Source organism: Rhodopila sp., from assembly GCF_965276935.1.
Lineage (GTDB): Bacteria > Pseudomonadota > Alphaproteobacteria > Acetobacterales > Acetobacteraceae > Rhodopila.
On record NZ_CBDIBS010000004.1, the window covers coordinates 267,067 to 293,339 of the forward strand.

The 26,273-nt window shown below is 64.8% G+C and carries 28 protein-coding genes and 1 tRNA gene; 12 read left to right on the forward strand and 17 right to left on the reverse strand.

Going from position 1 to position 26,273, the window contains the following annotated elements; all coding sequences use genetic code 11:
* Positions 1-2 precede the first annotated feature (2 nt).
* From ACQY4S_RS17575 to ACQY4S_RS17585, 3 genes are read left to right on the forward strand one after another with little or no spacing between them, the layout of a single operon-like run.
* Entirely contained in the window at positions 3-650 is a 648-nt protein-coding gene (locus tag ACQY4S_RS17575; RefSeq protein ID WP_428486531.1) for a 3-oxoacid CoA-transferase subunit B, read from the forward strand.
* Positions 647-1,717 (forward strand): alpha/beta hydrolase domain-containing protein, encoded by a 1,071-nt coding sequence (locus ACQY4S_RS17580; RefSeq protein WP_428486532.1) that lies wholly within the window; start codon positions 647-649, stop codon positions 1,715-1,717. The genes ACQY4S_RS17575 and ACQY4S_RS17580 overlap by 4 nt, the downstream gene beginning before the upstream one ends.
* Positions 1,717-2,454, forward strand: a complete 738-nt coding sequence (locus tag ACQY4S_RS17585; protein ID WP_428488443.1) for an alpha/beta hydrolase domain-containing protein — start codon at positions 1,717-1,719, stop codon at positions 2,452-2,454. Before ACQY4S_RS17580 ends, ACQY4S_RS17585 begins: the two co-directional genes overlap by 1 nt.
* Before the next feature lie 172 nt (positions 2,455-2,626).
* On the opposite strand, the gene ACQY4S_RS17590 is transcribed toward ACQY4S_RS17585, so the two are convergent.
* Genes ACQY4S_RS17590 through ACQY4S_RS17600 form a run of 3 tightly spaced genes read right to left on the reverse strand, consistent with a single transcriptional unit; the run spans position 2,627 to position 4,615 of the window.
* Positions 2,627-3,211 carry a carboxymuconolactone decarboxylase family protein gene (locus tag ACQY4S_RS17590; protein ID WP_428486533.1) on the reverse strand — a complete coding sequence of 195 codons (585 nt, stop codon included), beginning with the start codon at positions 3,209-3,211 and terminating at the stop codon, positions 2,627-2,629.
* Between the two features lie 8 nt (positions 3,212-3,219).
* Positions 3,220-4,017, reverse strand: a complete 798-nt coding sequence (locus ACQY4S_RS17595) for an SDR family NAD(P)-dependent oxidoreductase (protein ID WP_428486534.1) — start codon at positions 4,015-4,017, stop codon at positions 3,220-3,222.
* Between the two features lie 16 nt (positions 4,018-4,033).
* The gene (locus ACQY4S_RS17600; RefSeq protein WP_428486535.1) at positions 4,034-4,615 is read right to left on the reverse strand and encodes an ester cyclase; all 582 of its coding nucleotides are present in this window, start codon (positions 4,613-4,615) and stop codon (positions 4,034-4,036) included.
* A gap of 224 nt (positions 4,616-4,839) precedes the next feature.
* Between ACQY4S_RS17600 and ACQY4S_RS17605 the strand changes: the two genes are divergently transcribed.
* Both ACQY4S_RS17605 and ACQY4S_RS17610 read left to right on the forward strand, forming a co-directional pair.
* Positions 4,840-5,214, forward strand: a complete 375-nt coding sequence (locus ACQY4S_RS17605) for a nuclear transport factor 2 family protein (protein WP_428486536.1) — start codon at positions 4,840-4,842, stop codon at positions 5,212-5,214.
* A gap of 59 nt (positions 5,215-5,273) precedes the next feature.
* Entirely contained in the window at positions 5,274-6,380 is a 1,107-nt protein-coding gene (locus tag ACQY4S_RS17610) for an MFS transporter (RefSeq protein ID WP_428486537.1), read from the forward strand.
* A gap of 310 nt (positions 6,381-6,690) precedes the next feature.
* Here ACQY4S_RS17610 and ACQY4S_RS17615 read toward each other — a convergent pair whose 3' ends face one another.
* The 4 genes from ACQY4S_RS17615 to ACQY4S_RS17630 all read right to left on the reverse strand — a co-directional run bounded on the left by ACQY4S_RS17615 (position 6,691) and on the right by ACQY4S_RS17630 (position 9,472).
* On the reverse strand, positions 6,691-6,903 hold the full coding sequence (locus ACQY4S_RS17615; protein ID WP_428486538.1) for a dodecin family protein: 213 nt from the start codon (positions 6,901-6,903) through the stop codon (positions 6,691-6,693).
* Between the two features lie 425 nt (positions 6,904-7,328).
* Positions 7,329-7,661, reverse strand: a complete 333-nt coding sequence (locus tag ACQY4S_RS17620) for an IS1 family transposase (protein ID WP_428483390.1) — start codon at positions 7,659-7,661, stop codon at positions 7,329-7,331.
* Positions 7,595-8,050 carry an IS1/IS1595 family N-terminal zinc-binding domain-containing protein gene (locus ACQY4S_RS17625; protein WP_428483389.1) on the reverse strand — a complete coding sequence of 152 codons (456 nt, stop codon included), beginning with the start codon at positions 8,048-8,050 and terminating at the stop codon, positions 7,595-7,597. The genes ACQY4S_RS17620 and ACQY4S_RS17625 overlap by 67 nt, the downstream gene beginning before the upstream one ends.
* Before the next feature lie 222 nt (positions 8,051-8,272).
* Positions 8,273-9,472, reverse strand: coding sequence for a mandelate racemase/muconate lactonizing enzyme family protein (locus tag ACQY4S_RS17630; RefSeq protein ID WP_428486539.1), 1,200 nt, complete (start codon positions 9,470-9,472; stop codon positions 8,273-8,275).
* Between the two features lie 82 nt (positions 9,473-9,554).
* On the opposite strand from ACQY4S_RS17630, the gene ACQY4S_RS17635 reads away from it, so the two are divergent.
* Positions 9,555-10,229 (forward strand): RluA family pseudouridine synthase, encoded by a 675-nt coding sequence (locus ACQY4S_RS17635; RefSeq protein ID WP_428488444.1) that lies wholly within the window; start codon positions 9,555-9,557, stop codon positions 10,227-10,229.
* Positions 10,230-11,004: 775 nt separating this feature from the next.
* Here ACQY4S_RS17635 and ACQY4S_RS17640 read toward each other — a convergent pair.
* From ACQY4S_RS17640 to leuD, 3 genes are all read right to left on the reverse strand, one after another.
* Positions 11,005-11,081 (reverse strand) — tRNA-Arg (locus tag ACQY4S_RS17640).
* 45 nt (positions 11,082-11,126) lie between these two features.
* Positions 11,127-12,239: a 3-isopropylmalate dehydrogenase gene (gene leuB / locus ACQY4S_RS17645; protein ID WP_428488445.1), complete on the reverse strand. Its 1,113-nt coding sequence runs from the start codon at positions 12,237-12,239 to the stop codon at positions 11,127-11,129.
* 17 nt (positions 12,240-12,256) lie between these two features.
* Complete coding sequence (leuD, locus tag ACQY4S_RS17650; protein WP_428486540.1) at positions 12,257-12,877, reverse strand: 3-isopropylmalate dehydratase small subunit; 621 nt, start codon at positions 12,875-12,877, stop codon at positions 12,257-12,259.
* Positions 12,878-12,968: 91 nt separating this feature from the next.
* On the opposite strand from leuD, the gene ACQY4S_RS17655 reads away from it, so the two are divergent.
* Positions 12,969-13,157 (forward strand): GIY-YIG nuclease family protein, encoded by a 189-nt coding sequence (locus tag ACQY4S_RS17655; protein ID WP_428486541.1) that lies wholly within the window; start codon positions 12,969-12,971, stop codon positions 13,155-13,157.
* Between the two features lie 536 nt (positions 13,158-13,693).
* Here the strand turns inward: ACQY4S_RS17655 and leuC are convergent.
* The 4 genes from leuC to gpt form a co-directional block, all read right to left on the reverse strand.
* Complete coding sequence (leuC, locus tag ACQY4S_RS17660) at positions 13,694-15,106, reverse strand: 3-isopropylmalate dehydratase large subunit (RefSeq protein WP_428486542.1); 1,413 nt, start codon at positions 15,104-15,106, stop codon at positions 13,694-13,696.
* 87 nt (positions 15,107-15,193) lie between these two features.
* Positions 15,194-16,384: a TIGR03862 family flavoprotein gene (locus ACQY4S_RS17665; RefSeq protein WP_428486543.1), complete on the reverse strand. Its 1,191-nt coding sequence runs from the start codon at positions 16,382-16,384 to the stop codon at positions 15,194-15,196.
* Between the two features lie 159 nt (positions 16,385-16,543).
* A complete protein-coding gene (locus ACQY4S_RS17670; protein WP_428486544.1) occupies positions 16,544-17,056 on the reverse strand; it encodes a GNAT family N-acetyltransferase in 513 nt (170 codons plus the stop codon).
* Between the two features lie 126 nt (positions 17,057-17,182).
* Positions 17,183-17,659, reverse strand: a complete 477-nt coding sequence (gene gpt, locus ACQY4S_RS17675) for a xanthine phosphoribosyltransferase (protein WP_428486545.1) — start codon at positions 17,657-17,659, stop codon at positions 17,183-17,185.
* A 100-nt stretch (positions 17,660-17,759) separates the two neighbouring features.
* On the opposite strand from gpt, the gene ACQY4S_RS17680 reads away from it, so the two are divergent.
* On the forward strand, positions 17,760-18,524 hold the full coding sequence (locus ACQY4S_RS17680; RefSeq protein ID WP_428486546.1) for an enoyl-CoA hydratase: 765 nt from the start codon (positions 17,760-17,762) through the stop codon (positions 18,522-18,524).
* Between the two features lie 42 nt (positions 18,525-18,566).
* On the opposite strand, the gene ACQY4S_RS17685 is transcribed toward ACQY4S_RS17680, so the two are convergent.
* The gene (locus ACQY4S_RS17685) at positions 18,567-20,105 is read right to left on the reverse strand and encodes a class I adenylate-forming enzyme family protein (RefSeq protein ID WP_428486547.1); all 1,539 of its coding nucleotides are present in this window, start codon (positions 20,103-20,105) and stop codon (positions 18,567-18,569) included.
* A 447-nt stretch (positions 20,106-20,552) separates the two neighbouring features.
* On the opposite strand from ACQY4S_RS17685, the gene rutA reads away from it, so the two are divergent.
* From rutA to rutD, 4 genes are read left to right on the forward strand one after another with little or no spacing between them, the layout of a single operon-like run.
* Positions 20,553-21,641 (forward strand): pyrimidine utilization protein A, encoded by a 1,089-nt coding sequence (gene rutA / locus ACQY4S_RS17690; protein WP_428486548.1) that lies wholly within the window; start codon positions 20,553-20,555, stop codon positions 21,639-21,641.
* Positions 21,641-22,384, forward strand: coding sequence for a pyrimidine utilization protein B (rutB, locus tag ACQY4S_RS17695; RefSeq protein ID WP_428486549.1), 744 nt, complete (start codon positions 21,641-21,643; stop codon positions 22,382-22,384). Before rutA ends, rutB begins: the two co-directional genes overlap by 1 nt.
* A gap of 8 nt (positions 22,385-22,392) precedes the next feature.
* A complete protein-coding gene (rutC, locus tag ACQY4S_RS17700; RefSeq protein WP_428486550.1) occupies positions 22,393-22,782 on the forward strand; it encodes a pyrimidine utilization protein C in 390 nt (129 codons plus the stop codon).
* Between the two features lie 6 nt (positions 22,783-22,788).
* Entirely contained in the window at positions 22,789-23,565 is a 777-nt protein-coding gene (rutD, locus tag ACQY4S_RS17705; RefSeq protein ID WP_428486551.1) for a pyrimidine utilization protein D, read from the forward strand.
* Positions 23,566-23,686: 121 nt separating this feature from the next.
* Here the strand turns inward: rutD and ACQY4S_RS17710 are convergent, their stop codons facing one another.
* Positions 23,687-25,264, reverse strand: coding sequence for a hypothetical protein (locus ACQY4S_RS17710; RefSeq protein WP_428486552.1), 1,578 nt, complete (start codon positions 25,262-25,264; stop codon positions 23,687-23,689).
* Between the two features lie 8 nt (positions 25,265-25,272).
* Entirely contained in the window at positions 25,273-25,944 is a 672-nt protein-coding gene (locus ACQY4S_RS17715; protein WP_428486553.1) for a cysteine hydrolase family protein, read from the reverse strand.
* Positions 25,945-26,273: the final 329 nt, after the last annotated feature.

Genomic DNA, 26,273 nt, shown 5'->3' on the forward strand with positions numbered 1-26,273 from the left:
GCATGACAGTCCGCCCGCTCGACCGCGCCGGCATCGCCGCCCGCATCGCGCACGACATACCGGAAGGCTGGTTCGTCAATCTGGGGATCGGCATTCCCACCGGCGTGTCTGATCACGTGCCGTTGGACCGCGAAGTGATCTTCCATTCCGAGAACGGCGTGATCGGCGCCGGGCCGGCGCCTGCCGCGGACGCCATCAATCCATACCTGCTCAACGCCGGCACGCAACCGATCACCCTGCGCACCGGCGGGTCATTTGTCCACCACGCCGATAGCTTCGCCATCGCCCGCGGCGGTCACCTGGACCTGTGCGTGCTGGGCGCCTTCGAGGTCGCCGAAAACGGCGATATCGCCAACTGGGCGCGGTCGCCAGACGAACCGGTCAAGCAGGTCGGCGGCGCGATGGACCTGGCCATCGGCGCCAAGCGGCTGTGGGTGGCGATGGAGCATATCACCAAGGGCCACGGCGGCTCGCGGCTGCGGCGCGCCTGTTCCTACCCGCTGACCGCGAAGGGCGTGGTGCGGCGGGTGTATACCGACCTCGCGGTTCTGGACGTCACGCCGGACGGTTTCGCGGTGATCGACATGGTGCCCGGCATGACGCGTCAGGCGCTGCAGGACAAGACCGAAGCGGAGCTGCACTGGCCATGATCACCGGCATCGAGATCAAGCACCGCGCGCCCCTCGTCGGTGGCGCGGCATTCGGCGACACGGGTGCCTATGAGCGGATCGACGGCACCGCCATTGGCGCCCTGGACCCGGCGCATCCGTGCAATCGCGGCATTGCCCTGCTGGAGCAGGCGCCTCGCAACGCCGCCGGACGGGTTGAATATCGCAGCGACTTCGTGCTGCTGCGGCCGGCCGATCCCGCCCGCGGCAACGGCCGCCTGCTGTATGAGGTGAACAACCGCGGGCGGATCATGCTGTTCGCCAACCTGTGCGCCGGCGCCGGCGGCAACCAGCCGAAGACGGCGGACGAACTCGGCAACGCGCTGCCGCTGCGGCGGGGATTTTCACTGCTGTGGACCGGCTGGGACCCAGGTGCGCCAAAGCCCACCGGCCTGCCGCTGGAGGTGCCGGCGATCGAGGGCGTGACGAAAAATATCCGCGAGGAATTCATCTCCGGCACGCGGCTTGGCCTGCTGGAGGTGTTCAAGCTGGCCTACCAGGCGACCGGGCCGGCGTCGGTCACCGTGCGGCGAACGCAGACCGCGCCGCGCACCGACGTGCCGTTTGCGTTCGCGGACGACCGCACGATCCGGCTGATGCCCGACGGCACGATGCCGGAACTCGGGTCGATCCATGAAATCCGCTACGAGGCGACCAGGCCGCGTGTCCTGGGCATCGGTTTCGCGGCGACTCGCGATGTGGTCAGCCATCTGCGCCACGACGGCGCCGGCCTGCTGGGGCGGCCGATCACGCACACGCTGGCGTTCGGCATCTCCCAGGCCGGCCGTTACCTGCGCGACCATATCGCGCAGGGCTTCAACGGCGACGAGGACGGGCGGCGCGTGTTCGACGGCGTGTTCACCCATGTCGCGGGGATCGGCCGGGTGTTCCACAACACGCCGTTCGGCCAGCCGTTCCGAACCCGGACATGGCATGAGGATCATGACTTTCCCGAAGTGGAATTCCCGTTCTCCGCCACCGCGCTGGATGACCCGATCACCGGCGGCTCCGGCGCCCTGCTGCGCGGCGACGCACTGATCCGAAGCTGATCGAGACCAATACTTCGACCGAGTATTGGCAAAAGGGTGCCTCCTTGCTGCACACCGATCCGCTTGGCGGACACGACGTCGCGCTGCCGCCGAACGTGCGGGGCTATCTGCTGGCGGGAACCCAACATGGCGGCAAGGCGGGGATGCCGCGGGACAACGGCCCTTGCGTCAATCCGCGCAACTGGCATGACCCGATGCCAGCGGTGCGGGCGCTGCTGATGGCATTGGACGAGTGGGTGGCGACAGGGCGCGCGCCGCCCGACAGCCGGCTGCCGCGGATCGATGACGGCACGCTGGTGCCGGCCGAACAGGTGGCCTTTCCCGCGATCCCCGGCCTGATCCGGCCGTATGCCGCAAACGATGTCGCACCCTTGGCGGATTGGACGAACCTGGTGCCGGCGGCCCGCGCGTACATTGCGCTAGTGCCGCAGGTCGACGCCGACGGTAACGAGCGTGCCGGCATCCGTCTTCCCGATATCGCGGCACCGCTTGGTACCTTCGCCGGATGGAACCTCTACACGGCGCCGTACCCGGAGGGCGAACTCGCCGATCGCGACGGCACGTTCCTGGCATTCGCAACCACCGATGCGGAACGCCGTCAGAGCAATGATCCTCGGGCTTCGATGGCCGCACGTTATCCGGACAATGGCCATGCCGACGCGGTGCGGACCATGGCGCAGGCACTGCTGCGCGACCGGCTGTTGCTGGCCGAGGACGTCGAGCGCCTGATGAAGTGAAGGGTGGGTTTGGGGTGCCGCTTCATGCAGAATGCGCCGTATCGGCATTAGACCATGATCGGCCGGAGTTGCATCATCAGCGTCCGATCATGGCCTGACGCCTCCTTTGGCCGCGCGACTCAGGCCTTTCGACTCCACCTCCGGCAGACCTGAGCTGACTGCATCGACGGCATCAGCCCTCCGGCAACCCCTCCTCGCGTCCCGGCACTGAAATGTCATAAGCATTCAGCAGCAGCGACACGAGGCAATACCCGCCAACCAGGTAGATCAGTTCCGCTGTCTGCTGCTCGCCGAACAGCCGCACCGCCCGCGCGTAGGTGGACTGCGGCAACTGCCGCCCGGACGCCAGCGCAACCGCCACGTCGTATGCCGCCTGCTCTTGCTCCGTCAGGTCCGCCGGTCGTTGTCCCGCCGCGATCGTCGCGATTTTCGAGGGACTCAATCCTGCCCCTTCCGCGACGCGCTCGTGCGCATAAAGTTCATACCGCGAGCTGAACACTGCTCCCGTTGCCAGGATCGCGACCTCGTGCGCCGGCTTTGGGAGATGCGAATGGTCGATCAGCGCTTTCGTGTAGCTCCACGCCGCACGTCCAAAGGCCGGGAACCGCAGCATCGGCGGGAACGGCCCCACGAGCGCCCGGTCCGTCCGCATGGAGACGAACCCTTTCAGGTGTTCGGCGACGTAGGCCGCCATCTCGTCATGCAGCGCCCGCAGGTCGGCGGGCATCTCGTCCGGTGGGTAAGGTGCAGCGCGCATTGTTGCACTCAACCCGCGGAGCCGGGTTCGGACAGCCCGCGATGTGCCTTGGCGGCCGCCGTATCGGGCAGCAGGTCGGCGATCGCGCCCATGATCTTGTTCTTGCCCGTGGGCGTGACCTTGTCCTTGCCGGCCATCATGGCGTCGAACCCGGCCTTGGCGACCACGGCGGGATCGTCCTTGTTGTCCTTCACGCCCGCCTTGGTATCCATCATCTCGGCGCGCTTGAAGAAGTTGGTTTCAGTGACGCTGGGCATCAGCACGGAAACGCTGACGCCGGTTTGCTTCAGCTCCTCGTGCAGCGCCTCGCCGAACCAGCGCAGGAACACCTTGGTGCCGCCGTACACTGCCTCGAACGGGTCCGGCATCGTGGCGGCGATCGAGGACGTGAACAGAATCCGCCCGGCGTTGCGCGCCACCATCTCCTTCAGGACCAGCTTGGTGAGCTGCACGGCGCCCCGCACGTTGACGTCGATCAGCCAAAGCTCGCGCTTGAGGTCGGTTTCGGCAAAGGGGCCGCCCAGGCCGAAGCCGGCATTGACGCACAACGCGTCCACCGGCCGCCCCGTGTCGCGGATCGCGGCGTGCAGCGCATCGACCTGATCCTCGCGGCCGAGGTCACCTGCCCAGCAGGTCACGGTGCCGCCATCGGCGGAAAGTTGGCCCGCGGCGTCGCGCAGGTGTGCCTCATCCTGGGCGGCGATCAAGACGTCGAAACCGTTGGCGAGGAACTGGCGGGCCAGCTCAAAGCCAATGCCGTTGGAACCGCCGGTGACAACGGCGAAGGAACGCTGGTGGTGGGACATGGGTACTCCTTGGGAATTACGAATTGGATGCATTCTGCTGGCTCCGACACTCCTCGGTGGGCCAACCGAGCTGTTCCCACATGGCGAGCTTGTTCCATTCCTTGATGAAGGCGGTGAGCTTGCCATCCTTGGCACGGAACAGGGCGGCGGCGGTCCAGCATGCCTTGCGGCCGGTCGGCGCGATGCTGCCATGGGGCTCGCCCCTGTGGTGCCCCTCGGCCGTGTAGCGGATCGCGACCTGGTCGGCCTTGGCAAAGATTACGTCGAAGCTGACCAGGCGGAGGTCGTTCACCTGCTTCATCAGCTTCCCGTGATCTTCGGCGTATTCCTCCAGTGTGTGGACCTTCGGAAAGGTGGTCGGCACGGTGAAAATGTTGCCGGGGGCGCAGAGATGAACGACCGCCTCCCGGCCGGCCTTTCCAGGCGTGTACGAGATCCGCATGTACTCGCGCGCCAGCTCGACGTTGCGGGTTTCCTCCTCGGTCAGGCCCGCAAGGGCCGGCGTGACAGGGGCCTCACTCATGATGGCAGGCTCCAATGAACGGGAGGGAAACGCGGAAGCACCGTGGAAGTTCGCGCCTGCCACGGCCCTGGTCATGACCACCGCCCGCATACCGGGTCTTTGACGAAGCGATCAGCGTCTCGGACGGCACATGTGGTCGCGAGACTTGCTCCGCGCATCGGAAAACGCCGAGCGTCGTGGCGTCGGAACGTGCGGTCGGCTGGCGCCAGGACCTGCCCTTGCCGGCGGTCATGTTACGGCCGCCATTGCACATCGGCGGTTGCATGGGCCACACTGGTGCCTCGTCCGGAGAAGCAATCATGGCCAACGATCTGGCTGCCATCGAAGCCGTCCTGCGAACCTACTTTGACGGGCTGTACGAGGGCAGCGTCGAGAAACTCGGCATGGCATTCCATGAAACCGCCGACCTGCGAAGTGTCGCCGCCGACGGAACGTTATCGGTGATGTCCCGCGCCGCCTGGTTCGAGGCGGTGCGGTCGCGTCCCTCGCCCAAGAGCCGCGACCTGCCGCGGCATGATTGGGTGGTGACGATTGACCGCTCCGGCCCCGCCACTGCGTTCGCCAAGGTGTTCTGCGCCATTCCGCCGCGCTATTTCACCGACTACCTGACGCTTGCCCGGCTGCCCGAAGGCTGGATCATCGTCGGGAAGACGTTCCACACCGATACACACTGATCCCCTCCAGCACGGCGACGCATCCCCGTCCCATCGCGGCCAGGCGGGCAATCAGCCTGGTGTTCTGGGTCAGCGGGTTCGATATGGGGATCTGGGCGTCGCAGATCCCGCGCATCAAGGCCGGGTTTTCCTTGTCTGACTCCGGCCTTGCTACGATCGTGTTCGGTTTTGCCGTCGGCGCGATCCTGACGATGCCGATCACCGGGGCGTTGACCACCCGGCTGGGCGGCGTCCGCACGGTGGTGGCCACCGGGCTTGCGGGCGCGGTCTCCATGGCGTTGCTCGGCGCGGTGGAGAGCTACCCTTGGCTGCTGGCCGCGGCGCTGCTGACGGGTGTCGCCCTCGGCGGGCTTGATGTCGCGATGAACACGCAGGCGAGCGTGATCGAGCGTGCCTGGGGCGGCCCGATCATGTCCGGCATCCACGGCTGGTTCAGTCTTGGGAGCCTCGCCGGGGCGGCGGCGGGCGGCGGGCTGACAGCGGCGGCGGCATCGTTTCAGGCTGTGCTATCCATCGCGGCAACGTTGGACCTTGTCGCGATCTGTGCCGCCGCAAGCTGGCTTTCTGTGGAAGGCGTGCCAGCCGGTGGCTCGAATTTTGCGTGGCCACGGCGCGCGGTGCTGGGTATCGGCTTGCTCTGCCTGCTGGCGTTCCTGTTCGAGGGCGGCGTGTTCGACTGGACCGCGGTCTATCTGCACGAGGTCGGCGGCGCCTCGCTCGGCGCCTCGTCCGCCGGCTTCGCCGGGTTCTCGCTGAGCATGGCGGTGACCCGTTTCGCCGGCGATGCCTTCGTCCGCCGCTTCGGTCCCAGGCGTGTGCTTGCGGGCGGTGCCGGTCTGGCAGCCTTCGGAATCGCGCTGGCCTGCGCGGTGCCCGACCTGCTGGTGGCGACGGCGGGCCTTACGTTGGCAGGGTTTGGAGAGGCGAATGTCGTGCCGGTACTGTTCAGCGCGGCTGGCCGTGTGCCGGGCGTGACGCCGGGCGGCGGCATCGCGATGGCGGCGACCATGGGCTATGGCGCGTTCGTGCTGGGGCCGCCGGCGATTGGGTTCCTGGCCGATGGGGTCGGGTTGCGTCTGGCGCTGCTTGTGCTGCTGGGATGCGCGCTGGCGATTGCTGTCTGTGGGCGGGTGGTCGAGCATAGGCCGCCACCCCCCGGTCATTGAGCCGATCGTCGCTGGACGCAGGACCGGAAAGTACTCGTGCGGCTTACTACCAAGTGCAAGTGGAACGACCAGATGTTGCAGACGGGGGCCGTAGGCTACACCGCCTGGTTCATGGTTGCCGCAACTGGAAAGCCACGGCTGCAATCTGCTTTAGCGGTATCTGCAGCCGTATTTTTAGGGCTCAAGGTATAATTTGCGTCGCCCTCTGATGCTGACCTCTTGGACTGTGGAGCATCAATCAGCCGGAACGACCGGCGTAGCCCATGCCGGACGCCGTGTCCGTCATGGGCCCACACGACAAAGGAGCCCTTCAGCTCTGGCTTTTCTCCACCAGAAAGGAGATCTTTACATTAGCCCGGAAGTTCTTGACTCGATCGTTTTCGACCGTGGCCTGGAACTCGTTGACGTAAACGGAACTGATGCCGCGTACGGTGCGCGATGTTTCCGCAACCGCCTGACGCACAGCATCTTCCCAACCCTGCTCGGACTCGGCAAGCAACTCGATGACTTTTACGACCGCCATGGTATCCTCCTTGGCGGCTCTCCACGCCGCCTATGTCCGGAACGACGCCAGACGTGCCCGGTTGCCGGTTTCCACGGGCAATTTCTCACATCCGAATACGGGATCTCGCGTTTTAATTGGCCAGCCTGTCAGGCCGGGGCGACGTATTGGTAATCCCCGCAGTTGACTGCCTTTAACGGGATACGACCGACCTTCTGGTAATTGCCCGCGCTATTCACCAGGCCAGGGCGAGTTTTCGGTTGCCCGCCGAGTCTGTTCTGGATACGATCCAAAAGAGGCCATCAAAAATTGCCCTGGGAGAATCCATGGTCACATATTCGATCAGTTAAAATAGTCCTTCCAAAATAAGTAATAGAGTATAGTTGTCAATGTGGAGATGATGTTCTTTATTATCTACATCAGCCGGTAGTAGAGACATGAGAGTTCTAACCAAAGATAGCCAAGAACGTCTTGGCATAAGTGGCATAGTTTTCCGGATCTTGCAGGTGGTGGAGCAGGCGCAGTGACAGATCGACCATGGTGGGACACTTGGACACGACCTTGGTCTTGCGTCGAAAGCGAGCGAGATAATGCCTGACGTTGCTGTTGTCCTGCTCAATGGGGAAGGTCAAGTCCTTGCCGGTGAACAGTTGATCCTCCGGGATCAGCCGGTGGTAACCCTCCCAATCATCGGTGACGAAGGTCTTGCCGCTCAGGCCGACCTTGTCGAGCAGGCGGCGGCAGGTTGCATCATCACGCCCACCCAGAACCCAGGCCACAACGCGGCGTGTATCAACGTCATAGGCGCGCCAGACCCACAGCTTGGCAGACTTTTTTTGATGAAGTGCCACATCTCGTCCGCCTCGACCGTGATCACCTGCGCCGCTACCTCAGGCTCCGGCAAGGCGGAGGCTTCGGCTCGCACCCACTTCAGCACCGCCACGTCGCTGACACCCAGCAGGCGTCCGATCATGCTAAAGCTCATGTTGCCCATGCCATACAGCAGCATAGCCAGCGCCTTCATCGCAGGCGGCTTGCCCCGCAACGGGGTATCGGTGAAGTTGCAGCCACAGCGATGACACCGGTAGCGCTGGTGGCCGCGCACCGTGCCGCTCTTGACGTAGTCCAATCCTCCGCACTGCTTGCAGTTCAAACCATCCGCAGACATTACATCCTCCAGCCCAAAAACCGTCAGTCTAGCAACGCTGGCAGATATCTCAAGTTAGAACTCTCAGAGACATAACCGCCCTGCGGAATGAAAGCTTCATGGTGACGCTGCCGTGGGAACCATCCGCGCTTGTGCCTGCGATGCTTCGAACGTCCGCCTTGGATCAACGCAATCATCATGCTCGGCCATTGATCTCGTCCCCCCATCCGCCCGGGAAGGTCCTCAATATCCCGTTTTGGTTGCCGCGATGGCATAGTGCTTGCGCGGGAACTCCTCGGTGTACGACCGCAGCCCCTTGCCCATCCGCGTGCCCATGTCGCGGAATGGCCTGGCACGCAGCTTCGCCACATCAAGGTCGATGCCGATGCCCGGCGCGGTCGGCAGATCAACAAAGCTGTCCCGCACGACGAGCGGCGCACCGGCGATCTCGTCGCACGCCGGCTTCAGGTTGACGAAGCATTCGGCGATCCAGAAGTTTGGGATCATTGCTGACACCTGCACCGTCGCGGCCAGACCAACCAGCGTCGAATTATAGTTGTGCGGCGCGATCGCCACCGCGTGCGGCTGCGCCATCGCGGCGATGTCAAGCATCGCCAGAATACCGCCGCAGTTGCAGATGTCCGGGTTGATGATGTCGGCGGCGCGCGCGGCAAAGGCGGCGGCGAAAGCTTCCTTCGAATAGATCGCCTCCCCCGTCACGATCGGCATCGGCAGGGCGTGGCGCACCTCGGCGACCAGTTCGATGTTGTCGCACAGGCAAGGTTCCTCATACCAGCCAATGTCGTATTCGGCGATGCGGCGGCCGATGCGGATGGCGTGCATCGGCGCGAGCCGGCGGTGGACTTCCACCAGCAAGGTGAAGTCCGGGCCGAGCGCCTCGCGCATCATGCGGACGTAGCGGACGACGTGGTCCTCGTCCTCGCGATGGATGAAACTGCGCCAGGGGCCGGGGAACGGGTCCCATTTCAGCGCGGTGTAGCCCAGTTCCTTCACCGCCAGGGCACGCTCGATGTTCCGCTCGATGCTCTCGGTGCCGCTCGACCAGCCGTTGGCATAGACTTTCACGCGCTCGCGGGAGGCACCGCCCAACAGGTTGTAAAGCGGCAGATTGGCGTGCTTGGCGACGATGTCCCACAGCGCGATCTCGATGGCGCTCCAGGCCGACATCAGGTCCAGCGATGCGCGGCGCATGGCGAAATCCTCGAACACCACCTGCGCGGTGTGGCGGATGCTGAAGGCGTCGCGGCCGATCATGTACTGCGCCAGATCGCGCAGCAGGTGCTCGATGACCGGTTCCTTGCCGGGGGTGACGTAGGCCTCGCCCCAGCCATGCAGGCCGCTGGCGGTTTCGATGCGGCAGAACAGCAGGTTCTTGGCGGTGCCGGGGTCGAACAGGAAGGTCTCGATGCGGGCGATCTGCATGGCGGTTGCCTCGACGTCTTGTTGATGGCCAATGTACGTCGCGGATCGGACAGCGGGCAATGACGGCGCTTGCGGCGGTGCGATGGGCGTGCGTAAGGCCTGGGCTGTGACATTGTCCTCGCCTGTCGTGCTGTTCCGGGATCAGCGGTTCGTCGTGCTCGACAAGCCGACCGGGCTGGCGGTGCATGCCGGTCCGGCGGGCGGAGGCAGCGTGGAGGACTGGTTCCCGCTGCTGTCCCGCCGCAAGGATGGCCCGTGGCTGGCGCATCGGCTGGACGCCGATACCGCCGGCTGCCTGGTGGTCGCGCTGCGGCATGCCGCGCTGCTGGCGGCGCAGGCCTGTTTTGCCACGGGTTCGGCGCGGAAGACCTATTGGGCCGTGGTGGATGGGGCGGTTCGGGGCGAGCACGGCACCATCAAAGCCGCGTTGCGCCGGCAGACCAGCCCGCTCGGCTGGCGCATGGTCATCGACGCCGCCGGACAGACAGCGGTGACGGACTGGCAGGTGCTGGGCCGTGCCGATGGGCTGACCTGGCTGGCATTGCAGCCAAGGACGGGGCGGACGCACCAGGTGCGGGTGCATTGCGTGGCCCTGGGGACGCCGATCCTGGCGGATGAGCGATACGGCATCCGGGGCGATGGACTGCATCTGCTGGCCCGCTCGATCCATCTGCCGTTGGACCCGCCGGTCGATGCGATCGCCGAACCGCCGCCACATATGATGGCAGCGCTGGAACGATGCGGGTTCCGGCGGTGAATTGGGCGCCGCGTGTTCCCGGATGACCGCCGTGACGCAACGCAACAACAACGCCGTTGGTCCGATTCCTGGGTGCATCGAGCATGAGGGCGATCAACATCCCTTGGCCAAAGTCGCAAGCTTCGAAACCGGGGGGGTAGTATAACCAGTCGCTCGGCCGCCATCGAAACAAAGCATGGGTTGCCGCGACAAATCGCGGTTGCGGATCTCGCACCGCACTCTGTCGATCGTGTCAAACAGAACTCATAGCACGGTTCCATGCCCTGAGCGTCGGCACGACAAAGGCGGCGCGGTCGGTGTCACTTTTTTCGCCGGTTGATATCTTGTATCAGATTTGGAGGTGTTCTCATCATCCGCTGACTGCGATCCGACTTCGGCGGCCTCCCGCTCGAATTCATCGGCGAGTTCGAGCAGCGTGGTCCGCAAGCGCGCGGCACCGCCCGCAGCGACGCAGGCACAAAGTCGCTTGGCTTCTGCACGCAACTCCGGCGCACTTCTTCTTGGCATGACCAGAACTCTGCGCGTAACTGCCGTTAGATGGCTGCTTGTCGGAAGCGTGATCCTCCGACGTCATGTCAAATCATGAGGCAGCTACGATCTGTCGCTCCGTGGGCAGGCGTTATAGGCCTTGGTCAGGATAGTGAGATATGCAGCGGAGTGGCGGGTTATTGATGCCGGGACCTACGGCAGTGGCTGCGCTGCCGCAGGCGTGACCGATACTGCCTGCCAGAAACACCACGCCATAAGGATAAATCCTGAAGCCGGCTGATTTCACTGGCGCGCCCGGAAAGACTCGAACTTCCAACCCCCAGATTCGTAGTCTGGTGCTCTATCCAATTGAGCTACGGGCGCAGTCAGGCGCGGGGGTGTAACCGAACCCCCGCCGGCGGGCAACCCCTAAGCCGCGAGTTTGTCCAACTCCCGCAGGATCGACTCGCCCATCACGCCGGTGCCGACGCGGGCCGAACCCCGGCCCATGATGTCGCTGGTGCGCAGTCCGTTCTTCAACACGTTCACGCACGCCATCTCGACCAGCGCCGCGTCGTCGTTCAAGCCGAAGGAGTAGCGCAGGAGCATCGCGAAGCTCAGGATCTGCCCCAGCGGATTGGCGATGCCCTTGCCGGCGATGTCCGGGGCGCTGCCATGGATCGGCTCATACAGCGCGTGCTGCTTGCCGGACGGCTGGACCGCGCCCAGCGTGGCCGAGGGCAACATGCCCAGGCTGCCCGTCAGCATGGAGGCGAGGTCCGACAGCAGGTCGCCGAACAGGTTCGAGGTCACGATCACATCGAACTGCCGCGGGTTGCGAACAAGCTGCATGGCGCAGTTGTCGGCATACATGTGCGCCAGTTCGACGTCCGGAAACTCCCGGTCGCGCAGTGCGGTGATGGTCTGGCGCCAGAACAGGCCGGACTGCATGACATTGGCCTTTTCCACGCTGCAGAGCCGGTTCTTTCGCTTGCGCGCGAGGTCGAAGGCGATGCGGCCGACGCGCTCGATTTCGTTGGTGGTATAGGTTTCCGTGTCGAAGCCACGCTGCTGCCCGTCGGGCAGTGTCTCCACGCCGCGGGGCTCGCCGAAATAGATCCCGCCGGTGCTTTCGCGCACGATCATGAGGTCCAGTCCGCGCACCACGTCGGCTTTCAGGGTGGAGGCGTCGACCAGCGGATCGAGGACCGTCGCTGGCCGCAGGTTAGCGAACAGGTCGAGCTCCTTGCGCAGGCGCAGGATGGCGATCTCCGGCCGGAGCTGAAAGCCGAGCGTGTCCCATTTCGGGCCGCCGACGGCGCCGAACAGGATGGCGTCGGCATCCTTCGCCTTCTGCAGGGTTGCATCCGTTATAGGCGTGCCGTGGGTGTCGATCGCCGACCCGCCCACATGGTCGTCGGAGACGTCGAACGTGACAACGCGACGCCGATCCATCCAGTCGATGACGCGGCGCACCTCGCGGATCACTTCCGGACCGATACCGTCACCAGGCAGGATCAGGAGCTTCTTGTTGGCGGGCATCGGCGGTCCCCCATGGTTCATGCAGCGGTTGACGGCAGCCATGGCTGGCTTTCGCGGCGGGAAGCCTCAAAGCCATCGATAGCGGTTTCGTGCTGCAATGTCTGACCAATATCATCCAATCCGTTTAGCAGCGAGTGCTTTCGGAATGGATCGATGTCGAAGTGAATTTCCTCACCGTTTGGGCGGATGACGACCTGGCGTCCCAGTTCAATGGTAACGCGCGCATTGCCACCGAGTTTCGCGTCGTCGATCAATTGGTCACAGACGGCGCGGGGCAGGCGGATCGGCAGGATACCGTTCTTGAAGCTGTTGTTGTAGAAGATATCGGCGAAGTCGGGCGCGATGATGCAGCGGATGCCGAAGTCCAGCAGCGCCCAGGGCGCATGCTCCCGCGACGAGCCGCAGCCGAAGTTCTCGTGCGCGATGATGACTTGGGCGTTTCGGAACGGTTCCTGATTAAGAACGAAGTCGGGCTTCTCGTTGCCTTCCTTGTCAAAGCGCAGCGGGTCGAACAGGTGCACGCCCAGGCCGGAGCGCTTGATGGTCTTCAGAAAGCGGGCCGGGATGATCTTGTCGGTGTCGATGTTCTGCATCGGCATTGGTGCTGCAACGGCGGTGAGCGTGGTGAAGGCGTCCATGATGGGTTTTCCCTGACCTAGAGAGCGCGATCGGCGGTTTGCTGACCCCCGATGCACATGTTGTTAAGGGTTTGTGGTTAGGCATGTCCCGATGCGAGGCGGCTGGGTCTACATTATGTCGAACCGACGGAATGGGACGCTTTATACCGGCGTGACAGCGGATATCGTGCGCAGGGCGTTCGACCATCGGACGGGGTGCGTCGCCGGCTTCACGCGCCGCTACAGGCTGAATCGACTGATCTGGTTCGAGCCGCACGACGAGATCGTGATGGCGATCTAACGGGAAACCAACATCAAGGGCTGGCCGCGCGCCTGGAAGGTGCGGTTGATCGAAAAGATGAACCCGGAATGGTATGATCTTTACCTTACGCTGCTTTAGGGACATCGCCGCCAGCGTGACTCCGTCATGGCGGGCGAAGGCCCGCCATCCACGCTTTTGCATCCCCACCGCACGCCGAGGTGGCATTGAGTGCGGGATACAGTCAAAGTATTTGATTGAAGCACCGTAAGGCGTGGATGGCGGGCCTTCGCCCGCCATGACGATAGGCCATGGCGCCACCTTGTCCGCCATAACGATAGGGTAGCGTTTCACCTTCCGCCATGACGATAGCGTAGCGTTTCATTTTGTCTAGCGTGACGATGGCCAGTGTTTCTCCTCGTCCGCCGTGATGATAGAACGAGCTTCCGCTCCGCCGGCCATAACAACGGAGCAGCTTTTTGCCCTACTGCCAGCGAGACGCCGCGGCATGAGGCCCCAGCCGCCATGGCTGGAGCGGCATGACGTATGCGCAACGCTAACCGCCCACACCCACCGCCTCAAACCAACTGCCGAACATCGGTCAGACGCCCGGTCACCGCCGCCGCCGCCGCCATTGCCGGGGACAATAGATGGGTTCGCCCATTCGGCCCCTGACGGCCCTCGAAGTTGCGGTTGGACGTGCTGGCGCAGCGCTGGCCCGGCGTCAGCTTGTCCGGGTTCATCCCCAGGCACATCGAGCAGCACGGCTCCCGCCATTCGAATCCGGCCTCCAGCAGCACCCGGTCCAGGCCTTCTTCCTCGGCCTGGCGCTTGACCAGGCCGGAGCCTGGGACCACCAGCGCCTGCACGCCATCGGCGACCTGCCGGCCCTTGGCGACGCTGGCAGCCGCCCGAATATCCTCGATCCGGCCGTTGGTGCAGGAGCCGATGAAGACCACGTCCACCGGCAGGTCGCGCAGCGACTGACCCGGCGTCAGCGCCATGTATTCCAGCATCCGTTGCATCTGCGACCGCTTGCCCTCGTCCGGCTCGTTCGAGGGGTCTGGCACGACGCCGGTGACCGGCACCACCGCGCCGGGCGTGGTGCCCCAGGTGACCATTGGCGCGATCTCCGCCGTGGTCAGCCGCACCACGGTATCGAAATGCGCCTCGGGGTCGGACGGCAGGGTCTTCCAATAGGCTACGGCCTGCTCGAACGCCTCGCCCTTGGGGGCGAACTCCCGGCCACGCAGGTAATCGTACGTCGTCTGGTCCGGCGCGATCAGCCCGGCCCGCGCGCCGGCCTCGATCGACATGTTGCTGACGGTGCAGCGTCCTGCCATGTCGAGCGCGCGGATCGTGTCGCCGGTGTATTCGATGACATGCCCATTGCCGCCGGCCGTGGTGATCTTGCCGATGATCGCCAGCACGATGTCCTTCGCCGAACAGCCGAAGCCCAGCGTGCCGGAGACGTCGATCTGCATGTTCTTGGCGGGGTTCTGCAGCAGCGTCTGCGTGGCCATCACGTGCTCCACCTCCGACGTGCCGATGCCGAAGGCCAGCGCGCCCAGCGCGCCGTGGGTGGAGGTGTGGCTGTCGCCGCAGACGATCGTCGTGCCGGGCAGGGACAGCCCCAGTTCCGGCCCGATAATGTGGACGATGCCCTGGCGGACATCCAGGATCGGGATGTAGGGCACGTCGAACTCGATGACATTCTTCTCCAGCGTCTCGACCTGAAGGCGGCTGTCGGCTTCCTTGATCCCGGCCCTGCGGTCGGTCGTCGGGATGTTGTGGTCGGCTACCGCGATCGTCATGTCCGGGCGGCGCAACCTGCGGCCGGCCAGGCGCAGTCCCTCGAACGCCTGAGGACTGGTGACCTCGTGCAGAAGGTGCCGATCGATGTAGAGGATACAGGTTCCGTCTGGAAGTTTCTCCACGACGTGACTGTCCCAGATCTTGTCGAAAAGCGTGCGTGGCCGGCTGGCGGACATGGTGTCTCCCGGTTTGTCTTGCGGTACAAGACCTTGGATTTGGATGGACGGGGCTAGATGCGCAACCGCTTGACCATCCGTCAAGCGTCAACCCAGCCATGCCAGCGCGCTTCTGGCCGCCGCGACGCCGGTGCTGAAGCAGGCTTGCAGCAGGTAACCGCCGGTCGGCGCTTCCCAATCCAGCATCTCACCGGCGGCGAACACGCCGGGCCGGTCGCGCAGCATCAGCGACGCGTCCAGCGCGTCCAGCCGCAGGCCACCGGCGGATGAAATGGCGCGCTCGATCGCCACCGGCGCGACCAGGCGCACCGGGATGCCCTTGATCAGGCCGGCGAGGTCGGCCGGATCGGCACCGCCATGCAGCGCTTCCTGGACCAGCCCGATCGCCTCCGGCGACAGGCCCGCGGACTTACGCAGAACATTCGCCAGCGACTGGCCGCGCCGCGGCTCCGCCAGGCGTCGGGACAGCAGATCCGCCGGCAGGTCGGGCCGCAGATCGATCAGGATGACAGCGGAACCCCCGCTTTCGATCGCATCGCGCAGCCTGGCCGACAGGGCATAGATCGCGCCGCCCTCCAGGCCATGGGCGGTGATCATCGCTTCTCCCAGCACGCGGTGCGATCCGAAGCGGATGGCCAGGCGCTTCAGCGGCCGGCCGGCCAGGCGATCCCGCAGATGCGCCGACCAGTCCACCACAAAGCCGCAGTTCGCCGAGCGGAACGGCGCCACCAGCCCCGGCAGATGGTCAATCCATCGCGCATCGGCGCCAAGCCTTGGCCAGGAGGCACCGCCAAGGGCGAGGATCGTGGCGCAGGGATGCTCTCGCGCCGGTCCCTCGGGTGTCGCAAAACAAAGCGCGCCATCCGTATCCCAGCCGGTCCACCGATGCCGCAGCCGCAACCGCACCCCGAGGTCATCCAACCGTCGCAGCCAGGCGCGCAACAGGGGCGAGGCTTTCATCGCCCGCGGGAACACGCGCGCGCTGGAACCGACGAAGGTCGGCTGGCCGATCCCGTTGCACCAGCCGATCAGCGCGTCAGGGGGAAACGCCGCGATGATCGGCGCCAGCCAGTCTCGCACGGAACCGTAACGCGACAGCAGAACCGGCAAGGCTTCCGCGTGCGTCAGGTTCAGCCCGCCGCGCCCGGCCATCAGCAGTTTCCGCCCGGCCGATGGCATCTGGTCGAACACGGTCACCCCGCGGCCGGCCAGGGCCAGCACCTCGGCCGCCATCAGCCCGGCGGGGCCAGCGCCGATCACGGCGATCCGCTGGGTCATGACACTATTTCATCCGGACCAGCGGAAGAGGTGGCCCATCGGCCGCGCCGCTTTGCCATGGCGACCGCCAGAACCGGATACATCGATCGCCGTCGTTCAGGATTTACTCGGGTCACCAAAAAGAGCCCAGGATAGAGCTTATGGCAGCGGGCCGCATGGCTAGACGACTGACGACTGGTGCTGTCGGCCACGCTGGTAAAGCAAGCGCCCCGTCTCAGGGACGAACCGCACCATCTCGAAGCCGGCCTTCGCCAACACACGCCGCGAAGCAGCATTCTCAGGCCGGGCGAAAGCTCGGATCTCGGGCAGTCGCAAAACATGGTCAGCCAGGGCGGTGCAGGCTATCGCCAGCTCCGTCGCATAGCCTCGCCCCCACGTCGATGGGTGGAAATAGTAACCGATCTCGACACCCCAGCCCGGCTCAAACGGATCGTCATACAGGCCACCCCAGCCAATGATCCGGCCGTCCGTTTTCATGCCGATCGTCCAGGGAGCGTAGCCGGTGCAACGACGACACCACTCGTGGACGGCGATGCGGCGACGGCACGCGCGCAGCGAGCCATCAGCATGGGTATATCGCATTGCCTCGGCATCGCCCAGGAACTCGAACAGCTTTGGCACGTCCGCCAGCACTGGACGGCGCAGGATCAACCTTGCCGTCTCGATGTTCATGCGAAACCTCCTGCTGACAGCATCGCGGACCTGTAGGTGGTCGTTTACCCTCGGGGCAGTGGCAACTCGATGAGCAGCGCCGGCGTGTTCAATATCTGTGCGCGAAACCTCCGAGACTACAACAGATCAAGGCGCGCCGCGCCGAGCAAGGGGTTCGATGAACTGCGGCTCGGTGTCCCAGGGGAACAGGATCCAGGTGTCTTGCGAGACCTCGGTGACGAAGCTGTCGATCGTATCACGTCCCAGCGGCTTGGCGTAGATGCAGGCGAAATGCGCCTTCGGCAGTAGCTTGCGGACCACGCGGGCCGTGGTGCCGGAATCTACCAGGTCATCGACGATCAGGAAGCCGGTGCCGTCGCCGGCCGCGGCGGGCGGCTTGGTGATCCGCGGCTCGCCACGCGCCTCGTCCTGGTAGGTGACGACGCAGACGCTTTCCACCAGCCTCAGGTCCAGCTCCCGCGCGATGATGGCGGCGGGGATCAGGCCACCGCGGCTGACCGCGACAATGCCGGTGAACGGGCCGTCCTGCATCAGCCGCCAAGCCAGCGCGCGCGCGTCACGGTGAAGCTGGTCCCAGGTGACAGTATAGTAGTGCGTGGCCATGCCTGGCTTTTGGGCGAACACCCGCGGTCGGCGCAAGAGGTTTCAGACATATTGCCACTACGGGTTGCCATCGATACCGTTGCGTCAAGGGAGGGATGCCATGACCGAGGTGATCGTCGAGCAAACCGGGCCGGTGCTGGAAATCGTTTTCAACCGGCCGGAAAAGAAGAACGCGCTGACCCGGGCGATGTACCAGGCGACGGAGGCGGCGTTCAAACGCGCCGACGAGGATGCCTCGATCCGCGTCGTGCTGCTGACCGGCGCCGGCGACACCTTCACCGCCGGCAACGACATCAAGGACTTTCAGGGTCGGGCAACGACCGACACGCCGACGCCCGCTTCGCCGTTCCTGGTGGCGCTTTCCGGGTTGGCCAAACCCCTGGTGGCGGCGGTGAACGGGGCGGCGATCGGCGTCGGAACCACCATGCTGGCGCACTGCGACCTGGTGATCGCGGCGCGTTCGGCGCGGTTCGTGATGCCGTTCACCAGCCTGGGTCTAGTACCCGAAGCGGCCAGTTCCCTGTTGTTTCCCCTCCTGGTCGGGCATCAGCGGGCCAGTGCGCTGCTGCTGCTGGGCGAGCCGATGGATGCGGAAACGGCGCGGGAGTGGGGATTCGTCAATCAGGTGGTGGCGGATGCCGACCTGCTGGCCACGGCGCGCGGCGTGGCGTCCCGCCTGGCGGCCCTGCCGCCCGAAGCGGTGCGGCAGACCAAGGCGCTGATCAAGAATGGCCGCCGCGATGTCCCAGGCCGGATCGAACAGGAACTGGTGCTGTTCCACCAGCGTCTCCACTCCCCGGAGGCGGCGGAGGCCTTCGCCGCGTTCGTGGAAAAGCGCAAGCCGGATTTCTCGCGATTTTCGTGAAGGCCGAGAGCACGATGTGTTGCCCGAGAGGGCATCGACAATTCATTGTCGGGTCAGCCATTTTTCCACCTCGTGCCGCTGGATCTTGCCGGTGGTGCTGCGCGGCAGATGTTCAACGCCGATAAAGCGGATGTCCTTGGGGCGCTTGTAGCGCGCCAGATCGCGCCGGCAAGCCTCGATGAGGTCGGCCTCGGTCAGGCTTTCGTCGCGGCGGGCGACGAAGGCCACCGGCACTTCGCCCCAGGTCGCATCGGCGCAGCGGACCACCACCGCGTCAGCGACCCTGGGATCGCGCAGAAGCACCTGTTCGATCTCCGCCGGATAAATGTTTTCGCCACCGGACTTGATCAGGTATTTGACCCGGTCGACGAAGTCGAGCGTGCCATCCGGGTTGCGGACGAAGACGTCGCCCATGTGGAACCAGCCGCCGCGGAAGTCATGCGCGTTGGTGTCCGGCGCATTCCAGTAGCCGCTGAACAACGTCGGTCCGCGCAGCGCGAGTTCGCCCGGCGTGCCATCCGGCACGTCCCGGTCGTCCGCATCCACCAGCCGGAACACGCAGCTCGCACTCGGCTGCTTGGACAGACGGTCTGGGGTGCCGCCGATCGGGATCCGTCCGGCCGATGCGGGTGGCAGGCCGGTTTCGGTCGCGCCGAACGTGTTGGCATAGGGCGCCCGCAGCAGGCTGGTGATTTCCGCCAGTTGATGACGCGGCACCAGATCGGCCATCGCCCCGATCAGCTTGATCCCGCGCGGCACGGTGCGGCGGCGCCTCGCCCCGGCGATGATGTCCTCGATCATGCCGGGCATTACCACCAGCCACCAGAGATGCTCGGTCTCGACCGCATGCAGAATGCGATCGACATCAAGGCCGGGAATGATGACCACCTTGCCGCCGAGGCATAGCGCCTGGATCGACTGGTCGGTGGAGACCATGTGAAACATCGGCGCCCAGGCGACAAACACATCCCCCGGCGCCAGGCTGAAATCCACGCAGCTTGAGTGCAGGCGAGCGAGCTGCGCACGGTGGCTGATCAGCGCGCCTTTCGGGTTGCCTGTCGTGCCGCTGGTGTACAGGATGACGTGCCCATCCTCGGCCCGCGCCGCGATTTCGGGTTCATTGGTACTGGCGCGCGCCAGGCGCTGCTCGTAGTCGTCGCCGAACAAGATGGTCTCGGCTGGGGCGGTTCCGAGCCGGCCGGCGGCCGCGGCGTGAGCGGGCGAGACGAACGTCGCCTTGGGCGAGACCAACGTTACGCAATGCAGCAGTTCCCGCTCCGCGAGGCGCCAGTTCAATGCGCACACGATCGCGCCGATCTTGCCGGCGGCGAACATCAGTTCAAGATATTCGGCGCGGTTTTCCGACAGGATCGCCACCCTGTCGCCACGCGTGATATCGAGTGTGCGCAGCAGCACTGCCAGTTGGTTCACGCGCGCATTGAACGCGGCGAAGCTGAACCGCCGTGCGCCGTCGATAATGGCAGGCCGGTCGGGATGCAGCCGCGCGCGCGCCAGCAGCATCGCGCCGATCGTCACTTCGGCTGCCTGACGCGCGCGCGCCACGTCGATGCCGTTGGACATTCAGGGCGCGGGAGCGATCAGCGTGGCGGGGGCGACGTAGTCACCACGCGGTCGGTGGCCGGAGCATGGGTTGGTCTTGCCATCGCCTTCCATCGCGCCGGCCACCGACCGACAACAATAGCCGAGCACGGGTTGCGGCCGCCGCCATGGAAAGCTCAATTGCTGCTTGATAACAATAGCGTATTCTGGCATCGCCGTGTCCCTGCCCTGGTGCGTCGCGCTTGATTGCCTGTATCGCGCTTTCCCCCACGGTAGGGCCGGCCGGGCTGCGGCAGCAAGATCCGAGCCTAACGTCCAGGTGGACATCCAATCCTGTGGCGGCGATGAAGCAATCCGTGGCATGTCCGGCCCGCGACGGCAGCCTTGATTGGCGTTGTTCTTGCTTGCAATGACCCGGATATCAACGCAGACCTAACCATCGACATTGACCAGGGGAGCAAGGCTGGCGTGAAAATTGGCGTCTTCATCCCGATTGGAAACAACGGCTGGCTGATCTCGGAAAGTTCGCCGCAGTATATGCCGACCTTCTCGCTCAACAAGCAGGTCACCCTGACCGCGGAGCGATACGGGCTGGACTTCGTGCTGTCGATGATCAAGCTGCGCGGCTTCGGCGGCAAAACGGAGTTTTGGGACCACAACCTAGAATCCTTCACCCTGATGGCCGGTTTGGCGGCGGTGACCACCCGCATCAAGCTGTTCGCTACCTGCGCCACACTGGTCATTCCACCCGCCATCGCCGCGCGCATGGCCTCGACGATCGACTCGATCTCCGACGGACGCTTCGGGCTTAACCTGATCACTGGCTGGCAGAAGCCGGAGTATTCGCAGATGGGCCTGTGGCCAGGCGACGAATACTTTGGCAGCCGCTACGAGTACGTCGCCGAGTACGTCCAGATCCTGCGCGAGCTATGGGCGACCGGACACTCCGACCATCGCGGAAAGTTCTTTCAGATGACCGACTGCCGGCTCAGTCCGCGCCCGCAGGCGAACATGAAGATCATCTGTGCCGGTCAAAGTGACGCCGGGATGGCATTTTCCGCGCGGTACGCCGATTACAATTTCTGTTTCGGCAAGGGCGTCAACACGCCGACCGCTTTCGCCCCCACCGCGGCCAAGCTGATCGAGGCGAATGCCGCCACCGGCCGCCATGTCACCAGCTACGTGCTGTTCATGATCATCGCTGACGAAACCGATCAGGCCGCCCGCGCCAAGTGGGAGCATTACAAGGCCGGCACGGATCAGCAGGCCGTCGCCTGGTTGGTGGAGCAGTCGGCGGTGGACAAGACCTCCGGCAAGGATACCAACGTGCGACAGATGGTCGACCCGGTGTCCGTGGTGAACATCAACATGGGTACCCTGGTCGGATCATATGAAACCGTCGCTCGTCTGCTGGACGAGGTCGCCACGGTTCCCGGCGCCGAGGGCGTGCTGCTGACCTTTGACGACTTTATCAAAGGCGTGGAGGATTTCGGCGCCCGTATCCAACCGCTGATGAAAACCCGCCAGTCCTTGCTGAATACCGTGGAGGTCGCCTGATGAATGCACCGGTTGCCACCGGCTACGCCGCCCCCGAGGCCCGCGCCGACAGCATCACCCTGCCCGCTCGGCCCGAAGCCTTGCGTCTGAAAGCGTCGGAAACCGCGATCATCGTCGTGGACATGCAGAACGCCTATGCGACGCCCGGCGGATACCTGGACATCGCCGGCTTCGACGTCTCCGGTGCGCCTGTCGCAATCAACGGCACAAGACGCGTGCTGGACGCCGCCCGCGCCGCCGGCGTGACGGTCATCTTCTTCCAGAACGGCTGGGACAAGGACTATGTCGAGGCCGGCACCGCCGGCTCCCCCAACTACCATAAATCCAATGCTCTCAAGACCATGCGCGCTCGGCCTGAACTGAAAGGCACGCTGCTGGCCAAGGGCACCTGGGACTACGCGATCGTCGATGCGCTGACGCCGCGGCCCGGTGATATCGTCATCCCGAAGACCCGCTACAGCGGGTTCTTCAACACCAACATCGACAGCACGTTGCGCGCCCGCGGCATTCGCAACCTGGTGTTCACTGGCGTCGCGACAAACGTCTGCGTCGAGTCTTCGTTGCGAGACGCGTTCCATCTCGAATATTTCGCGGTTGTACTGGAAGATGCCGTGCATCACGCCGGTCCGGATTTCGTTCGGCAGGCGGCGTTCTACAACGTGGAAAAATTCTTCGGCTGGGTGTCCACCGTCGCGGATTTCTGCGGCGCGATTTCCCAGGCCGCTCCGTCCTCCAGCAAATAGGTTGCATCATGCCCAAAACTGTTGTCGTGCCGCTCGACAGCACGCCGCCTATCGCGCCGTTCTCGCCCGGAACCCTGGCGGACGGGATCGTCTATGTGTCCGGCACCTTGCCGTTCGACGGGCAGAACAACGTCGTGCATGTCGGCGATGCGGCGGCACAGACCGCGCATGTGCTGACCAGCATCAAGTCGGTCATCGAGACCGCCGGCGGCACCATGTCGGATGTCACGTTCAACTCGATCTTTATCCGCGACTGGGCGGACTACGCCGCGATCAACAAGGTGTACGCCGCGTATTTTCCTGGCGACAAGCCGGCGCGCTTCTGCATCCAGTGCGGCCTGGTGAAGCCAGACGCGCTGGTGGAGATCGCCAGCATCGCACATGTGGGCAAGAAGTAGCCAGCGGTGCACTACGAAGTCCACGGCCGGACCGATCCGGCCGCGCCGGTCGTCTTGCTGTCGTCTGGCCTGGGGGGCGTGGCGCATTACTGGACGCCGCAGCTCCCGGCCTTGGCGCGCACGTTCCGCGTCATCACCTACGATCAGCGCGGAACCGGGCGCAGTTCCGACAGCCTGCCTCAGGATTACGCGATCGCCGACATGGCGGCGGAGGCCGCTGCGCTGCTGGACGAACTGGCGGTGGAGACATGCCATTTCATCGGCCACGCACTGGGCGGCCTGATCGGACTGCGGCTCGCGCTGGACCGGCCGGCGCTGATCGACCGCCTTGTGGTGGTGAACGCCTGGGCGAAGACCCATCCGCACACGCTGCGCTGCTTCGCCGCGCGCAAGAGCCTGCTGCTGAACACGGGTCCGGCCGCCTATGTCGCCGCGCAGCCTTTGTTCCTGTATCCGGCGTGGTGGATGGCCGACCGGACAGGCTGGCTTGCCGAACAGGATGCGGCGGGCCTGGCGCATTTCCCGCCGGCGCACACCGTGCTGCGGCGCATCGGCGCCATCGAGGCATTTGATATCGAAGCGACGGTTCCCGCCATCGCCGCGCCGACTCTTGTCATTGCCACGCGCGACGATGTGCTGGTCCCTTCCACCTGTTCGGTGCGGCTGGCTGAACGGCTGCCCCAGGGGCGGCTGGAACTGCTCGATCACGGCGGCCATGCCTGCAACATTACCGACCCAGCCGGGTTCGACGCATTGGTGGGGGCGTTCCTGCGGGTGGAGTGACGGTGGTTTCTTCCAACATGATCCGCCGGCGAGAGCGTGATCGCCCAGGGCAGTTAGCATACATGAATTACGCGGGATGCTTCAAACGTGCCTTTCCTGGACCATGCCGCGACCGCCTCGGTCAGTCGGCTTCCTGCGCCGCACTGTGGTTCGCGGCAACGATCGGACTAAACGCCGCGTAGCGGGAGCAGAAGAACAGCAGTCCAGCGACCGCCAGGTAACCCACGCACACCTCGGGCGAACTGCCGATGCCGATGCCGTTCGCGCCATGGATGAAGCCGAAGAACGTCAGGATCGTCCCGGCCAATGCAAAGGCGGCAGCCTTCTCGAAGGCGCGGTCGATGATGAACACGGTGATCGCGCCCAGGATGATGCCGGCCAAGGTGGCGCCACCGCCCAGGGTCGCCAGCCCGTCATACAGCACGCCCACCTGCGCCAGCTTGCCGATGCCAACCGCCTGGACCGTCGTGCCGGCGGCACCCAATGCATTGTCGATCTGAGTCTTGCCCCACTCGGCGATCTGCGGCAGCAGCGCCAGCACGATCGCCGGCGCATGCCGATGCGGCGATTCCTGGAACGCCTGCGATCCGATCAGCATGCCGATATACAGCAGGATCGGCAGGATCGCGACGACCGGGATCAGCGCGCTCATGACGGCGATGATGCCGAACCAGGTCAGTATCAGCACGAGCAGACCGGTCACGGCGGAGTAGCCGATCCGCCCACCCATCGCCTTCCATCCAGGATGGCCGATGTACACCGCGTTGATAAAGGGGTTGCCCAGCAGGCAGCCGATCAGGCTGATCACGCCGTCCGCGGTCAGCACCCGCGTTGTGGGGAAACTGTCGCCGGCTGCGGCAGCGCTCTCGACATTGTCCAGTGCCTCGATCAGGTCGTAGATGCCGAACGGGATCGCGGTCACCAGGATGATGCCGAGGTATTTGAAGCCGCCGAAGGTGTGCTCGACCGCGGGCAGCGGAAACGCAAAACCGAAATTCGATACCGACAGGCCTAGCTTGGTCAGACTGAGGTCGCCGTAGTTCAGCCCCACGGCCGTGGAGCCCCAGGCGATCACCGTGCCGACGGCGATCGCCACCAGGCCGCCAGGCACGCCACGGAAATAGCGCACGCCGCCGAACCAGTTGGCCAGGATGACGGCGAAGCAGATGATGCCGATCACCGGAGTGGTGAAGACCTGCGCCGCCGGGCTCATGGAGATGAAGGTGATGGAAATCCCCGCCAGCGAGCCAAGCAGCGCGGCGCGTGGCGTGATCTTGCGGATATACGGCCCGATGAAGCCGCCCGCCATCAGCACGAAACTCTGGATGAACACCCAGGTCAGCCCGGCCTCCCACGCCTGCAGCGGATCGTTGGTGGCAAGCTTGATCGGCAGCATCACCACAAACGTCACGACGAACATGTGCGGCACGCTGATGCCGGACGGCAGCGCGCAGACATCGGTTCGCCCGGTCTTGCGCGCCAGGTTCCAGGCCAGGAACGCGTAGTATCCCGTGCTGAGGCAAAGCATGAGGCCGAGCGCTGGAAGGATGCGGCCGAATACCAGGGCATCCGGCATCTTCAGCACGAAACGCAGCAGCCCGGTCAGCACCAGGACGTTGACCAGGATATTGGTGCCGAAGCCAAACAATGCGTTCCAGTCGCCCGCCACCCAGAATTTCGGCCGCAAGCCGCTTGTCATGCTCGGGTTCATGATGTCACGTCCCGCAGCGCCTGAATGACCGCGCGGGAAGGCGCGACCCAGCCGAAGATACCGCCCTGGGCCTTTACCATCCGTAGCCCCATTTCATGGAATTCAGGGAAGTATGATCCGCAGCAGTCCGCTACCACCAGGCAGTCGTAGCCGCGGTCGTTGGCTTCCCGCACGGTGGTGTTGACGCAGACTTCCGTAGTTACGCCTGTCACCACGATCTGCGAAATGCCGCGGTTCCGCAGAATGGCGTGCAGGTCGGTAGCGAAGAAGGCGCCCTTGCCGGGCTTGTCGATCACCGGCTCCCCGGCGGCGGGGTAAAGTTCGGGAATGATGTCGTGGCCGACTTCGCCGCGCACCAGGATGCGGCCCATCGGGCCAGCGTCGCCGATGCAGGTGATGCCGCGCCCACGGATTCTCTTGGCCGGCGGCAGGTCGGCCAGATCCGGGCGGTGGCCTTCGCGCGTGTGCATCACCAGACCCCCGGCCTGCCGCCAGGCGGCCAGCAGGGCGCGGATGGGCTCGATGGTGCGGCGGAGCTGGCCGACGTCGTTGCCAAGCATTTCGCCGAAGCCGCCTGGCTCCAGGAAGTCGCGCTGCATGTCGATGATCAGCAGCGCGGCCGATTTCAGATCAAGGTCGTACTCGTAGGGTTCCGCGTCGATCCGCATTGGCCGCCCCCGCCGACATTTTTCTAAAGCCGTTGTATGCAATAGCGGTGCCAGTCATGGCGGCAGTGACCGTTCTCACCATGCCATGGCCGCCGAATGGATGGCTAACCTCCTCTGGCCGCCGGTGCCAGAGGTCGGCTTCCAGCCACTGGCACAGCGCGTGCCTGCGATACGTGCGATAGAAGCCGACTGGATACCCGGTCAGGTCGGGCACCGATGGGCTTTCAAACCGGCTGGTTTCTGCCTATGTAGGTGGCATGAGGCCACCAAAGCAGCCTGACACCAAGTCTGGCCGACCTAGTCCCGGGCCTCAGCGCGTTGGACGGGCG

Bases quoted from the DNA above. Each gene is read 5' to 3' on its own strand.
- ACQY4S_RS17575 (WP_428486531.1), top strand. From the start codon at position 3: ATGACAGTCCGCCCGCTCGACCGCGCCGGCATCGCCGCCCGCATCGCG.
- ACQY4S_RS17580 (WP_428486532.1), top strand. From the start codon at position 647: ATGATCACCGGCATCGAGATCAAGCACCGCGCGCCCCTCGTCGGTGGC.
- ACQY4S_RS17590 (WP_428486533.1), bottom strand. From the start codon at position 3,211: ATGCGCGCTGCACCTTACCCACCGGACGAGATGCCCGCCGACCTGCGG.
- ACQY4S_RS17595 (WP_428486534.1), bottom strand. From the start codon at position 4,017: ATGTCCCACCACCAGCGTTCCTTCGCCGTTGTCACCGGCGGTTCCAAC.
- ACQY4S_RS17600 (WP_428486535.1), bottom strand. From the start codon at position 4,615: ATGACCAGGGCCGTGGCAGGCGCGAACTTCCACGGTGCTTCCGCGTTT.
- ACQY4S_RS17605 (WP_428486536.1), top strand. From the start codon at position 4,840: ATGGCCAACGATCTGGCTGCCATCGAAGCCGTCCTGCGAACCTACTTT.
- ACQY4S_RS17615 (WP_428486538.1), bottom strand. From the start codon at position 6,903: ATGGCGGTCGTAAAAGTCATCGAGTTGCTTGCCGAGTCCGAGCAGGGT.
- ACQY4S_RS17625 (WP_428483389.1), bottom strand. From the start codon at position 8,050: ATGTCTGCGGATGGTTTGAACTGCAAGCAGTGCGGAGGATTGGACTAC.
- ACQY4S_RS17630 (WP_428486539.1), bottom strand. From the start codon at position 9,472: ATGCAGATCGCCCGCATCGAGACCTTCCTGTTCGACCCCGGCACCGCC.
- ACQY4S_RS17635 (WP_428488444.1), top strand. From the start codon at position 9,555: ATGGGCGTGCGTAAGGCCTGGGCTGTGACATTGTCCTCGCCTGTCGTG.
- leuB (WP_428488445.1), bottom strand. From the start codon at position 12,239: ATGCCCGCCAACAAGAAGCTCCTGATCCTGCCTGGTGACGGTATCGGT.
- leuD (WP_428486540.1), bottom strand. From the start codon at position 12,877: ATGGACGCCTTCACCACGCTCACCGCCGTTGCAGCACCAATGCCGATG.
- ACQY4S_RS17655 (WP_428486541.1), top strand. From the start codon at position 12,969: ATGCGAGGCGGCTGGGTCTACATTATGTCGAACCGACGGAATGGGACG.
- leuC (WP_428486542.1), bottom strand. From the start codon at position 15,106: ATGTCCGCCAGCCGGCCACGCACGCTTTTCGACAAGATCTGGGACAGT.
- ACQY4S_RS17665 (WP_428486543.1), bottom strand. From the start codon at position 16,384: ATGACCCAGCGGATCGCCGTGATCGGCGCTGGCCCCGCCGGGCTGATG.
- ACQY4S_RS17670 (WP_428486544.1), bottom strand. From the start codon at position 17,056: ATGAACATCGAGACGGCAAGGTTGATCCTGCGCCGTCCAGTGCTGGCG.
- gpt (WP_428486545.1), bottom strand. From the start codon at position 17,659: ATGGCCACGCACTACTATACTGTCACCTGGGACCAGCTTCACCGTGAC.
- ACQY4S_RS17680 (WP_428486546.1), top strand. From the start codon at position 17,760: ATGACCGAGGTGATCGTCGAGCAAACCGGGCCGGTGCTGGAAATCGTT.
- ACQY4S_RS17685 (WP_428486547.1), bottom strand. From the start codon at position 20,105: ATGTCCAACGGCATCGACGTGGCGCGCGCGCGTCAGGCAGCCGAAGTG.
- rutB (WP_428486549.1), top strand. From the start codon at position 21,641: ATGAATGCACCGGTTGCCACCGGCTACGCCGCCCCCGAGGCCCGCGCC.
- rutC (WP_428486550.1), top strand. From the start codon at position 22,393: ATGCCCAAAACTGTTGTCGTGCCGCTCGACAGCACGCCGCCTATCGCG.
- ACQY4S_RS17710 (WP_428486552.1), bottom strand. From the start codon at position 25,264: ATGACAAGCGGCTTGCGGCCGAAATTCTGGGTGGCGGGCGACTGGAAC.
- ACQY4S_RS17715 (WP_428486553.1), bottom strand. From the start codon at position 25,944: ATGCGGATCGACGCGGAACCCTACGAGTACGACCTTGATCTGAAATCG.